The organism is Wenyingzhuangia gracilariae (genome assembly GCF_056387575.1).
Map to the genome: position 1 here is coordinate 1,475,606 of NZ_CM150748.1, position 12,560 is coordinate 1,488,165.

Genomic DNA, 12,560 nt, shown 5'->3' on the forward strand with positions numbered 1-12,560 from the left:
GTTTAAAAATAGAATTTTACTCCCGTTCTTATTACTTGTGTTTCGTAATAATTTTCATACAAAGCAGTAAAAGTAGTTGCTTTTATATTTTGTCTTAATGCGTATTGATTTAAGATATCGCTAAACGCAAAAGAAAACTCTCCTTTTCCGTTCCAAAATTTCTTTTTAGCACCTAGATCTAAAGAACTTCTGTACAACTGACGACCTTGTGCAATGTTTTTAGGAGCCATATACAAATAACTTAACTGCAATTGCAAATCGTTCTTTAAATTCCACGTAGAATTTATTTTGGCATCCCATGTAATTTCACTTCTATCTTCTACATTAAAGGTTTGTTCTGTTGGAAACAAAATAGTTCCTGTGTGGCTGTTAATGTGATTTTGATAAGCGTTTATATTTCCAGACAATTTCCAAAAATCAAACAATTCTTGATCGTAAATGAATTCCAAACCTGCATTGCTCGCACTTCCTGTATTGGCATAACTTTTAATAACCACAGGTACTCCGTTATTTTCTGCTGCACCATAAACTCTCATATAAGGATTGTCTATATACTTATAATAAGCTGCCAAAAACAAAGAACTTTTGTTCCATCGGGTTTTGTATGCAATTTCTCCAGACTGTGTAAACTGAGGTCTTAAATAAGGGTTTCCAACTTTTAACAATTCATGATCATCAGACTTGGCAAACATTCTTAATTCTGATTCTCCAGGACGGTCTACTCTTCTATTATAAAACAACGATACTTTTTGCTTTCCTATTAATTTGTAAGTCCACCTTACGTTAGGAAACAATTCAAAATAACTGTATGCATCTTGTTTTTTATCAAAATAAATATTGGCAGGATCTACATCGTAAACCACAGAAGTTTGCTCCGCTCTAATTCCTCCTTCAATATCATAGGTAGGGGTTTCATAAATTAAATTTGCATAAGCAGCATAAATAGTTTCTTTCCAGTTAGAGTTGTTTCCCATTCCTTCAAAAACAATAGAATTATTAGCATCAGGTGTTACGGTATACTCAACAGGTAAATCTCTGTATTGTAATTTTACTCCTGTTTCTAAAATACCGCTTTCAAAAGGTTTGGTATAATCAACATTGTTTACAAAAATATGCTCCGTTGCTAAAATATTGGTAATATCTCTACTTGGTGTAGCGTTTAAACTATCGTTTACATAATAGGTTTCATCTTCCCAACCTTTAATGTATTGTACTCTTGCTTTAATGTGATGACCTGGCTCTAAAAATTTATGTTCATAATCTGCAGCTACATTAAAATATCCTGTAATTTCTTCTTCTCTCCAATTGGTATAACGATATCTGTTTCCTGTATCTATATTTATGTAGGGAACTTGAGCTGTATCTGTGTGCTTTTCCCAATCGTAAATAGATGATATTTTTAATGTATTTTGTTCATCAATGTTAAAATCTACTCCTCCTTTTACAATGTAATGAATTTGTTTTCTGTTTTCTGGAACCTGAGAAATGATGTTTCTTCCATCGTTATAATTACGAGTAGTGAATTCATTATTCGGCAGTTTTTCTTGCTTCATTACTTCGGACTGTAAAAAGAAGGCCACTTTCTTTTTTACATAATTTAAATCTAAACTAGGAATGTATTTTGGAGTAAAATCGTAACTACCTAATTGGGTAGGCAAATCTTCTTTCTTTTTTGATAAAACCCCCAATCCATACGTAAAGCCTACAGAACCGTTTAAACCTTCTTTCTTTTCTTTTTTATAAATAATATTGATGGCACCCGCATTTCCAGAAGCATCATATTTAGCAGAAGGGTTGTTGATGATTTCTATCTTTTCTATATTGGCAGCAGGAATATTATCCAATCCTTTTTGATTTCCAAACCCTGTTAAACTAGATTGTTGTCCGTCTATCAATACCAATACTTTATCACTTCCTCTTAGCATTACCTTTCCTTCTTGATCTACAGATATTCCTGGCATTCCTTTCATAACATCTAACACAGAACCTCCTGTTTGCGAGATTACATTGTCTAAATCAAACGTTTTCTTTTCCAGTCCTTGGCTTATGACTGATTTTTGAGTTTTAATTTCTACGGCTGACAACTCCGTAGCATCTTCTACCAACACAATAGTCCCAATATTTAAATAAGAGTTAATTCCACCTACAAAAACATTTTTAGTAATTTGTTTAAACCCAATGGCATTGAATAACAATTCATACTTTCCAGGATTCACATTTTCAAAAACAAACAAACCATTTTCGTTAGAGAACCCTTGTTTTAAATTGGCTGTATCTATATTTTTTAATGTAACCGTTACATAAGGAGTTGCAGTATTACCTTCTGTTTTTAAAGTTCCCGAAATAGCAGTTTTTTGTTGACCAAATACCGTAGCTACCATCAACAATAAAAATAGTTGAATGTAATTTTTCATAAAGTTTTCGTTTAATTTAGTTTAGCAAAGACAGTGTTTTTTGTCTTTGAATTTTATTAGTAGTAGTTTCTATAAATTGGGGTAAAAAATAAATTTCTTTAGGCAATTCGTATTTAGATAAATTTAAACCCGTAAGGTTTAATTCAGAAGAAGTTCCTTCTACAACAAGAATTAACTTTTCTCCTAAAACCTCATCAGAAACACCCGCAACAAAAAAACGTTGATGAATGCGTTTAGACAATTCTTTTTCTATTTGCTCTGGATGTAATTTTACTCCTCCTGAATTGATTACATTATCAAGACGTCCTAGCCACTCAAACTCGGAAGCTGAGTGCTGTTTTATAATATCATTGGTAATTACTTTTTCATCGCTTAATAAAGGGGCATCTATAACCAAACAACCTCTGTCGTCTTGAGAAATGGTAATGTTGGGTAATAATTTATAATAGCTTCTCGACTCTACTTCGACTCCGCTCTGCACAGACTTTCGAAGATCATTTGAATCAAAATTCTCGTGATTTTGGTCATCGAGCGGAGTCGAGATGTAATGATTTAACCTTTTAACAGCAATATGAGAAACCGTTTCCGTCATTCCATAAGAAGCATAACACAACGTTTGTACGTTTTGTAAAGAATCCTGTAAAGTATTAGACACTACTCCACCACCAATCAATAATTTTTTAACCAAATGCAAATCCCATAAACTTGCTTTTGCTTGCAGAGGAACCATGGCACAAAAATCGTACGGTTCAAAAACATTTTCTAACGGATTGCTAACAGGTGCTACTAAATCTAACTCCCACCCCAAAGTTAAAGCTCTAATCACCATCATTTTTCCGGCAATATAGGCTGTAGACAAACAACACAAAGCTTTGGTACCCTCTTGTAAATTAAAAAAAGAACCTGTGGCTTTGGAGGAGTTTTCCATAAACTCTTTTTTAATAGCCACTAACTTTGGAGTTCCTGTAGAACCCGATGTTTGAACTATTAACGTTTCAGAATCTGAAAACCATTCTTGCAAAAACCAATACAAATCATCAGAAACACTTTCTGAAAAAGAAATTAACTCTAAAGGAGTTTCAAAACTTTCTCCGTTTAGTAAAAACGAGGGATGTATGCTAAAATTTGACATTCAGTTCTTTTTCTAATTGTGATTGTTTTGTGGCTAACTTTTTTAAAAACTCTTGATGTGCTAAAGAATCTGGCTGAAAAGGTTTGTGCAATTTACTTTGTTGAATGGATGCTATTCGCTTAAAATAACCTCTTGCTTTTTCTGAAATCCATACTTCAGTAAATTTTTCCCAAATATAATCTATAGCAACACTGTTAGGATGAATTAGATCTGCTTCGTAAAAGCGATAATCTCGTAAATCATCCATCATTATTTCATAACTCCCAAAATAGGCCACATCGTAGCTTTCTTTAATTTTATGCGTAGCGGTTAACAGTTGGGCTTTGCTTAACGAGTTTTCAATCAATCCATCTTTGGTATGCCTTACAGGGCTTATTGTAAACATAATTTGGATTGATGCATTTACGTTTCTAATGGTTTTAATTATTTCTGTCAATGCTGTTTCTATTTCCTGAATAGACAACATTCGTTTCTCAAACTCCGTCTGTGGAATTTTATGACAATTTGCCACCAATTGATTGCTTAACAAGTGTCCGTACACCCAAGAAGTACCTAATGTAATTATAATATGTGTAGCGTTTTGTAACTGCTGTAAACACTCATTTTGAGCATTGTGAATATTATCAACTACATGTTTAGCGTTTATATTAGAAATATCTGAATGATGTTGTAAAGAATGATATAAGCCATTTTGAGACACCAAATCATTACTAGTATATATTTGTTGATGTACCGTATCTTTTAAAACTTTGGCAATAGCCGTGGGACTAAACAAAACTCCAAAAGGATTTATCAGCGTATCAAACTTATAATACGCTAATTGATTTCCTATATTTTCAGAAAAACAAGATCCCAACAACAAAACCTTAGACGTATGATCTAATTGATTTTGTTGTTGGGATTCTAATTTTATTTCTGTTCTAAATTTCAAAAGTAAGTCGTTTTATAATTTCACAACAAATATAGTATCTTAATTATTTCTAATTATAGAGGCACTATTTTGTTTGTTAAACCTAACGACACAAAGAAAAAGGTTTTTTGTGTATTTGTAGTTTTAAGTTCGTCCAAACTAATTGTATTGCACTCAATTAAACCTTATTTAGTTGAGTCTTCTTATATTCAGAAGGAGTTAAACCTTTGATTTTCTTAAACGTAGAATTAAAAGATGATTTAGAACTAAAACCAACATCCATGGCAATAGCCAAGAGTGTAAACTGATTAGTTTGGTCGTTTTTTAACCTAAAGATAAACTCTTCTACTCTATATTGATTGATGAGATCTTGAAAACTAATATTCATGTGAACATTTAAAATCTCCGAAATATATTGACGAGGAATATTTAATCTTTTTGAAAATTCATGAATAGATAATTGATTGTTTAAGTACAATTTTTCTATTTCCATTGCATGAATAATTTCAGCTTTGTATTTCTGAATTAACTCTGGATTAAGATTGGAGTTTTTATACTTATTCACTTTTATACCTGGAAGCAATTGATTGTCTTTGGTAATTAATTTAAAGGCTATAAAATAAAACAGAAACGCAACAATTAATAAAAGACTGGTGTTAAAATATTGATTACTTATAGTTATTGCTGTAGCGGGGTTTATCAATCCTATAATTTCATTTACAATTGAAAACGCAAACAAAAACATTATAGGAATTGCAAAATAAAGAGCCCAATGTTTAATTTTGGTTGTAACTATGGAATAAATCATCAAGAATAAATAAACCACAAAAGTTAGTTCTGTTAGCGTTTCTACAATTTCTACTACTAAGTGATCGTATCCCATTTTTATTTCTATCGCTTCAACAATAAAATAGATAAGATTGGGTATAAAAAAAAGAGCATCCCTTTTAGAAAAAACCTCTTTCCCATTTTTATAATACCTAACAAAAAGAAATAGAAAAGTGATGAAAAGAGAATTATCAAAAAGAAACCAATCTGAATTTTTGATAAAAATATTATTCTCATCATCAAAAACAATATAAATTAAAATAGATAACAAACTTCCAAACAACAACATCAGAGGGGTTTGTCTGTACTTTTTTCTATTTACGAGCAAAACAGAAAGCACAAAAACACCTTGTAGCAAAGCTATTATTTGAATGATAGTAAGCATTGTAATGTTGTTATTAATTTTAGGATTAAAACTTAAATTCTATACTTTACTTTAAACAAGATCCCAACAACAGAACCTTAGACGTATGATCTAATTGATTTTGTTGTTGGGATTCTAATTTTATTTCTGTTCTAAATTTCATTTTTTTGGTTTTTAGTTTCTGGCTTTTGGTTGTTAGCCATATACAACCAACAACTCAATACTAAAAACCTACAACTAATTATAAATATTCTTTTACTTTTTCAATAGCTTCAGACAATCCTGCTGGGTTTTTACCTCCTGCAGTAGCAAAGAATTTTTGTCCTCCACCACCTCCTTGAATCAATCGACCCAATTCGCGAACTATTTTACCAGCATCGTATCCTTTTTCTTCTACTAAATTTTTAGCAATGTAAGATGTTAATGTTGCCTTTCCCTCATTTTCTGCTCCTGCAAAAAAGAATAAATTTTCTATTTCTCCTCCTAACTCATGTGCAATGTCTTTAATAGCACTTGCACTCATATCTATTTGTGTTGCCAAAAAGTTAATTCCGTTAATTTCTTGAATGCTCGATTTTAAATCTCCTTTTACATTCTTTGCTTTTTCTTTTAACAAAACTTCAATTTCCTTTTTTAAAGCAGCGTTTTCGTCTTGTATCGATGTTATTGCCTTTACAGGATCTTTTGCGTTTTTTAAAGAAGCCTTTACATTTCCTAAAACTTTATCTTGTTTTGTAAAATATTCTTTAGCTGCAGTACCTGTAATTGCTTCAATTCTACGAACTCCTGCTGCAACAGCACTTTCTCCAGTAATTTTAAAATGCCAAATATTATGAGTATTGCTAACATGCGTACCTCCACATAATTCTTTGGAGTTTCCAAACTGAATCATACGAACCGTATCTCCATATTTTTCTCCAAACAAGGCCATAGCTCCTTTGTCTATTGCTTCTTGCATAGGTATTTTACGATATTCTTGTAACTCTAACTTTTCACGGATACGTGCATTTACAAACTCTTCTACTTCTTCTAACTCGTCTTGAGTTACTTTTGAAAAATGAGAAAAATCAAAACGTAAATATTTTGCATTCACCAAAGATCCTTTTTGTTCTACATGAGTTCCCAATACACTTCTTAATGCTTGGTGCAATAAATGTGTTGCAGAGTGATTGTTGTTAGAAGCATCTCTGTTTTTTACATCTACAACAGCTTTAAATGAATCTGTAGGATTTAACGGTAAGTTTTTAACAATATGAATAATTAAATTATTCTCTTTTTTGGTATCAATTATATGTACCACATTTCCGTTACTTGCTTCTAAAAATCCTCTATCTCCTACTTGTCCTCCTCCTTCAGGATAAAATGGTGTTAAGTTAAATACCAATTGGTACAATTCTCCATCTTTTTTAGAAGTAACTTTACGGTACTTTGTAATTTTTACTGGCGATTCTAAGTAATCATAACCAATAAATTCTTCATCAGCATCTTCCTTTAAAATCACCCAGTCATCCATATCCATTTCTGCGGCTGCTCTAGAACGATTTTTTTGTTTTTCCAAGGCAGCTTCAAATTCAGCTTCGTTCAATGAATATCCTTTTTCACTTAAAATTAAAGCGGTTAAATCAATTGGAAATCCAAAAGTATCGTACAATTCAAAAGCTTTGTCTCCAGAAACTTCTTTTCCTTTTGTTTCTGCAATTACATTATCTAACAAACCTAAACCTTGGCCTAAGGTTCTTAAAAAAGAAGCTTCTTCTTCTTTCATTACATTTCTTACCAATTGTTTTTGTTCAACAATTTCTGGGAAACTTTCTCCCATTTGTCGGCTTAACACATCTACCAATTGATAAATAAAAGGTTCTTTTTGATTTAAAAACGTAAATCCGTAACGAATAGCACGTCTTAAAATTCTACGAATTACATATCCTGCTCCAGTACTAGAAGGCAATTGTCCATCTGCAATGGCAAAAGCAACTGCTCTCACATGGTCCGATATAACTCTTAATGCAATATCTATTTCTTCTGATTTTCCGTAGGTTACGTTTGCTTTAGATTCTAATTCATGAATTAACGGAGTAAACACATCTGTATCATAATTAGATTGCACTCCTTGCAACACCATACACAAACGCTCAAATCCCATTCCTGTATCTATGTGTTGATTTGGTAATACTTCTAAAGAACCATCTGCTTTTCTGTTGAATTGCATAAATACTAGATTCCAAATTTCCACAACTTGTGGATGATCCATATTAACCAAATCTTTACCATCAACTTTTGCTTTTTCTTCGGCAGAACGAATATCTACGTGAATTTCTGAACAAGGTCCACAAGGTCCCTGTGCTCCCATTTCCCAAAAGTTATCTTTTTTGTTTCCTAGTAAAATTCTATCTTCTGCAATGTGTTCTTTCCACATTTCATAAGCCTCTGTGTCTTTTACCAAGCCTTCAGAATCATCACCTTCAAAAATGGTAACATATATAATGTCTTTGTCTATTTTGTATACCTCTGTTAACAGCTCCCAAGCCCATGCAATGGCTTCTTTTTTAAAGTAATCACCAAAAGACCAGTTTCCTAACATTTCAAAAAGAGTATGGTGATAAGTATCAATACCAACCTCTTCTAAATCGTTGTGTTTACCAGAAACTCTTAAACATTTTTGAGAATCTGTTAATCTAGAATTTATCACTTTACGTTGTCCTAAAAAATATTCTTTAAGAGGAGCCATCCCCGAATTTACAAACATTAATGTAGGGTCATCTTTTAATACCATAGAGGCTGATGGTATTATTTTATGTTGTTTTGATTCAAAAAACTCTAAAAACTTTTTTCTAATATCCTGAGACTTCATATTGTAAATTGGGTTAAACAATCTATTTTAAACACCTTTGTAAAACATTTTGTAATTTTGTACGTTGGTTATATTAAAATAAATTGCTTTTATTTAATTGGTCACAAAAATAGTTAAATTAGTTTCATGGCGAAAGCAAAATTTTATTACGATTCTGATACATTATCTTATCAGCCTATAGAAAAAAATAAAAAGAAAATTCTAAGGAATAGTATTCTTTACATATTGGCTATTGTATTGATTGGATTGCTTGGTTTTGCTGCTTTTAGTACCATTTTAAAATCTCCATCGGAACGTGCAACTCTTAGAGAATTGAACAATTTAAAGTTTAATTATGAGTTGTTAGAAAAAAGAATGGCAGAATCTACTGCTATTTTAGAAGAAATTCAACAACGTGACAACAATGTATACCGTGTTATATTTGAAGCAAAACCTATTTCTGAAGAAGAAAGAAGTGCTGGTTTTGGAGGAATTAATCGTTATAAAAACTTAGATGGGTATAAAAATAGTGACTTGATTAAAGAAGCTACTCAAAAAATGGATATTCTAGCCAAACGTTTGGTTGTTCAATCTAAATCTTTAGATGAAATTGTAAAACTAGCCAAAAACAAGGCAGAAATGTTAGCTTCTATTCCTGCCATTCAGCCTGTAGCCAATAAAGACTTAAAAAGAATGGCTTCTGGATATGGTATGAGAATTCATCCTATTTACAAAACAAGACGTATGCACTGGGGAATGGATTTTTCTGCTCCACAAGGATCTAATATATATGCTACTGGAGACGGTGTTATCAAATCGGCTAAAAAATCTAGAAAAGGTTTTGGAAACCATATTGTTATTGATCATGGTTTTGGCTATGAAACCACCTATGCTCACATGAGCAAGTTTTTTGTAAGAAGAGGACAAAAAGTAAAACGTGGTGATTTAATAGGTTTGGTTGGATCTACAGGATCATCTACAGCACCACATTTACATTATGAAGTAAAAAAAGGAAATCAGAAAATGAATCCTGTGTATTTTTATCATAATGATTTGACTCCAGAAGAATATGAAACCATGTTAATTTTATCTTCACAAGAAAACCAATCGCTTGACTAATGCATATAGAACTCCCTAATAAAAGATATTATAAAATTGGTGAAGTAGCCAAGGCTTTTGGTGTGCCAATTTCTATGATACGTTATTGGGAACAAGAGTTTGACATGATTAAACCTAAAAAAAATAGCAAAGGAGATAGAATGTTTACTACCGTAGATATTGAAAAAATAAAGTTAGTCTATCACTTAGCCAAAGAACAAGGGTATTCTTTAGAGGGAGTTCGAAAAAAACTCCGCAATCAACCCAAAAAAACAGTTAGCACCATTACAACCATAAACCGTTTGGAAGCTATAAAAACCGAACTTCTAAAAATTAAAAATCAGTTGTAAAAAGACATTCTGTCATACAACTACATTGGTATAGTTTATGTACTTTAGTACGTGTAATTATTAAATTATATCATGAAAAAAATTGTAAAGTATTTTGCTGTAATTTTTGCAGCTATCACCTTAAGTTCTTGTGGGTATAACAGTATGGTAACTGCCCAAGAAGCTGCCACAGGACAATGGGCAAATGTAGAAAGCTCTTACCAACGTAGAGCCGATTTAATTCCAAACTTGGTAGCTACTGTAAAAGGATATGCTAGCCACGAACAAGAAACCTTAACAGGAGTTATAGAAGCAAGAGCCAAAGCAACATCGGTAACTGTAGATGCTAGTAAATTAGATGCCAACAGCATTGCTAAATTTCAACAAGCGCAACAAGGTTTAACCGGTGCATTAAACAAATTAATGGTAGTTGCAGAAAGATATCCGGACTTAAAAGCTAGTCAACAATTTATAGGATTGCAATCTCAGTTAGAAGGAACAGAAAATAGAATTAACGTAGAACGTAATCGTTTTAACAACTTGGTTAAAGAATACAATACTATGATAAGAAAGTTTCCTAAAAACATAACTGCAAGTATGTTTTCTTTTGAAAAGTTAGACTACTTTCAAGCAGATCCAGCTAGCAGCAAAGCTCCTGAAGTAAAATTTTAAAAATGAGTACTACTGCCTTTATTACCAAAGAACAAGAAAGTTTAATTGTAAATGCAATTAAAGAAGCTGAAAAAAACACCTCTGGTGAAATTAGAGTTCATTTAGAACCTACTTTTGAAGGAGACGTTATGGACAGAGCAATTGCCGTTTTTAACAATTTAAAAATGTATGAAACCGAGGCTAGAAACGGAGTATTATTTTATGTAGCTACAGAAGCTAAACAGTTTGTTGTTTTAGGTGATGATGGAATTAACAAAGTAGTACCTCCTAATTTTTGGGAGACCACAAAAAACAAAGTAATCAATCAATTTAAAAAAGGACAATTTGCGCAAGGCTTGGTTGATGGTATTCAAGAAGCAGGTGCACAATTAAAAACCTATTTTAAATACCAAAGCAACGATACCAACGAATTGTCAGACGAAATATCTAAAGGATAATATTATGAACCCATTTTCAATTGAATCTAGTACAGCAAAAGAAGCTGTATTTATGAACAAAGTATACGCTTGGATGAGCGGTGCTTTATTAATTACTGCATTTGTAGCTTGGTGGGCTGCCACTACTCCTGCATTTTTAGAAATTTTATACCCACCCCAAGGAGGTATTAACAAACTTGTTTTTTATGGTTTGATTGGTGCTGAATTAGGTTTGGTTATATGGCTATCTGCTAGAATTCAAAGTATGACGGCTGAAAGAGCTAGTTTGCTATTTGTATTGTATTCTGTATTAAATGGTTTAACCATGTCTACCATTTTTTTACTGTATACATCTGCTTCAATTTCATCAACCTTTTTTATTACAGCAGGTACTTTTGGAGCTATGAGTTTTTATGGATATACTACTAAAAAAGACTTAACAAGTTGGGGAAACTTATTGTTTATGGCTTTAATAGGTTTAATTATAGCTACTCTGGTAAACATGTTCCTACAATCTGCCATGATGTATTATATTTTAAACTACGTAGGAGTTATTGTTTTTGTAGGTTTAACAGCATATGATACTCAAAAAATTAAAAGAATGGCTAGTCAGATGAACTCTGAAGAAGATGCTAAAAAAGGAGCCATTATGGGTGCTTTAACGTTGTACTTAGACTTTATCAACCTATTCTTATACTTGCTACGTTTATTCGGAGACAGAAAATAAAAAATTATGTACAAACACATTACAAAGCTAGTCCTGGGACTGGCTTTTTTTTCAATATTAGTAGCAAACGCACAAAACCCTTTAGCTAAAAAAGAAACAAGCTACAAAGGAGTGTACGATTATGCTAATATGTTAACACAACAAGAAGCATCTACATTAGCACAAAAACTAATTAACTATGCAGACACCACTTCTACACAAATTGCCATTGCAACTATTAACAGTTTAAATGGTAATGATATAGCTATGTTGGCTACAGAAAAAGCACATGAGTGGGGAATTGGTCAAAAAGGTAAAGACAATGGTATTTTTATTTTAATTTCTAAAAACGATAGAAAAGTACACATTGCCACTGGGTATGGTGTAGAACATTTACTTACCGATTATTTAAGCAAACAAATTATTACCAATCTTATTACTCCTGCTTTTAAAAAACAGCAGTATTATCAAGGATTGGATAATGCAACCAATAGAATTATAAAAATATTAGCTGGAGAATACAAACCCAATCCTAAAAAGAAAAGCTCTAAAGGAAAAGGAAATATTTTAATTTTAATAATTATAGTAGCTGCCGTTATCTTTTTTATGAGCAGAGGGAACAATTCTGGAAAAGGAAATGGAGGTTCTAACAACAGAGGAGGCAAATTAGATTCTTCTGATATTTTTACCGCTATTTTATTAGGTAGTTTGGGGAGTAGCAGAGGATATCGAGGTGGTTCTTCAGGTGGCTTTGGCGGAGGTTTTTCTGGCGGAGGTAGCTTTGGAGGCGGAGGCTTTGGTGGTGGTGGTGCCAGCGGAGGCTGGTAATACTTATAAACTTACACAAAACAACAAATCCTT

The 12,560-nt window shown here is 32.3% G+C and carries 11 protein-coding genes; 6 read left to right on the forward strand and 5 right to left on the reverse strand.

All coding sequences use genetic code 11. The features are described from left to right. Window positions 1–2: 2 nt before the first annotated feature. The 5 genes from ACY2IJ_RS06425 to alaS form a co-directional block, all read right to left on the reverse strand. Window positions 3–2,414, reverse strand: coding sequence for a TonB-dependent receptor domain-containing protein (locus ACY2IJ_RS06425; RefSeq protein ID WP_476726325.1), 2,412 nt, complete (start codon window positions 2,412–2,414; stop codon window positions 3–5). Between the two features lie 16 nt (window positions 2,415–2,430). Then, entirely contained in the window at window positions 2,431–3,546 is a 1,116-nt protein-coding gene (locus tag ACY2IJ_RS06430) for an AMP-binding protein (RefSeq protein ID WP_476726326.1), read from the reverse strand. Then, on the reverse strand, window positions 3,533–4,477 hold the full coding sequence (locus tag ACY2IJ_RS06435; RefSeq protein ID WP_476726327.1) for a GSCFA domain-containing protein: 945 nt from the start codon (window positions 4,475–4,477) through the stop codon (window positions 3,533–3,535). Before ACY2IJ_RS06435 ends, ACY2IJ_RS06430 begins: the two co-directional genes overlap by 14 nt. A 157-nt stretch (window positions 4,478–4,634) precedes the next feature. After that, on the reverse strand, window positions 4,635–5,669 hold the full coding sequence (locus ACY2IJ_RS06440; RefSeq protein ID WP_476726328.1) for a helix-turn-helix domain-containing protein: 1,035 nt from the start codon (window positions 5,667–5,669) through the stop codon (window positions 4,635–4,637). Window positions 5,670–5,889: 220 nt separating this feature from the next. After that, entirely contained in the window at window positions 5,890–8,499 is a 2,610-nt protein-coding gene (gene alaS, locus ACY2IJ_RS06445) for an alanine--tRNA ligase (protein WP_476726329.1), read from the reverse strand. Between the two features lie 126 nt (window positions 8,500–8,625). Between alaS and ACY2IJ_RS06450 the strand changes: the two genes are divergently transcribed. From ACY2IJ_RS06450 to ACY2IJ_RS06475, 6 genes are all read left to right on the forward strand, one after another. Then, the gene (locus tag ACY2IJ_RS06450) at window positions 8,626–9,597 is read left to right on the forward strand and encodes a M23 family metallopeptidase (RefSeq protein WP_476726330.1); all 972 of its coding nucleotides are present in this window, start codon (window positions 8,626–8,628) and stop codon (window positions 9,595–9,597) included. Then, a complete protein-coding gene (locus ACY2IJ_RS06455; protein WP_476726331.1) occupies window positions 9,597–9,926 on the forward strand; it encodes a MerR family transcriptional regulator in 330 nt (109 codons plus the stop codon). Before ACY2IJ_RS06450 ends, ACY2IJ_RS06455 begins: the two co-directional genes overlap by 1 nt. Before the next feature lie 72 nt (window positions 9,927–9,998). Continuing rightward, entirely contained in the window at window positions 9,999–10,577 is a 579-nt protein-coding gene (locus ACY2IJ_RS06460) for a LemA family protein (protein ID WP_476726332.1), read from the forward strand. Window positions 10,578–10,579: 2 nt separating this feature from the next. Further along, on the forward strand, window positions 10,580–11,014 hold the full coding sequence (locus ACY2IJ_RS06465) for a TPM domain-containing protein (protein WP_476726333.1): 435 nt from the start codon (window positions 10,580–10,582) through the stop codon (window positions 11,012–11,014). Between the two features lie 4 nt (window positions 11,015–11,018). Next, entirely contained in the window at window positions 11,019–11,720 is a 702-nt protein-coding gene (locus tag ACY2IJ_RS06470; protein ID WP_476726334.1) for a Bax inhibitor-1/YccA family protein, read from the forward strand. A 6-nt stretch (window positions 11,721–11,726) separates the two neighbouring features. Then, the gene (locus ACY2IJ_RS06475; RefSeq protein ID WP_476726335.1) at window positions 11,727–12,527 is read left to right on the forward strand and encodes a TPM domain-containing protein; all 801 of its coding nucleotides are present in this window, start codon (window positions 11,727–11,729) and stop codon (window positions 12,525–12,527) included. Window positions 12,528–12,560 lie beyond the last annotated feature (33 nt).

Excerpts from the sequence above, each read along its gene's own strand:
- ACY2IJ_RS06425 (WP_476726325.1), bottom strand. The coding sequence starts at position 2,414 with ATGAAAAATTACATTCAACTATTTTTATTGTTGATGGTAGCTACGGTA.
- ACY2IJ_RS06430 (WP_476726326.1), bottom strand. The coding sequence starts at position 3,546 with ATGTCAAATTTTAGCATACATCCCTCGTTTTTACTAAACGGAGAAAGT.
- ACY2IJ_RS06440 (WP_476726328.1), bottom strand. The coding sequence starts at position 5,669 with ATGCTTACTATCATTCAAATAATAGCTTTGCTACAAGGTGTTTTTGTG.
- alaS (WP_476726329.1), bottom strand. The coding sequence starts at position 8,499 with ATGAAGTCTCAGGATATTAGAAAAAAGTTTTTAGAGTTTTTTGAATCA.
- ACY2IJ_RS06450 (WP_476726330.1), top strand. The coding sequence starts at position 8,626 with ATGGCGAAAGCAAAATTTTATTACGATTCTGATACATTATCTTATCAG.
- ACY2IJ_RS06455 (WP_476726331.1), top strand. The coding sequence starts at position 9,597 with ATGCATATAGAACTCCCTAATAAAAGATATTATAAAATTGGTGAAGTA.
- ACY2IJ_RS06460 (WP_476726332.1), top strand. The coding sequence starts at position 9,999 with ATGAAAAAAATTGTAAAGTATTTTGCTGTAATTTTTGCAGCTATCACC.
- ACY2IJ_RS06465 (WP_476726333.1), top strand. The coding sequence starts at position 10,580 with ATGAGTACTACTGCCTTTATTACCAAAGAACAAGAAAGTTTAATTGTA.
- ACY2IJ_RS06470 (WP_476726334.1), top strand. The coding sequence starts at position 11,019 with ATGAACCCATTTTCAATTGAATCTAGTACAGCAAAAGAAGCTGTATTT.
- ACY2IJ_RS06475 (WP_476726335.1), top strand. The coding sequence starts at position 11,727 with ATGTACAAACACATTACAAAGCTAGTCCTGGGACTGGCTTTTTTTTCA.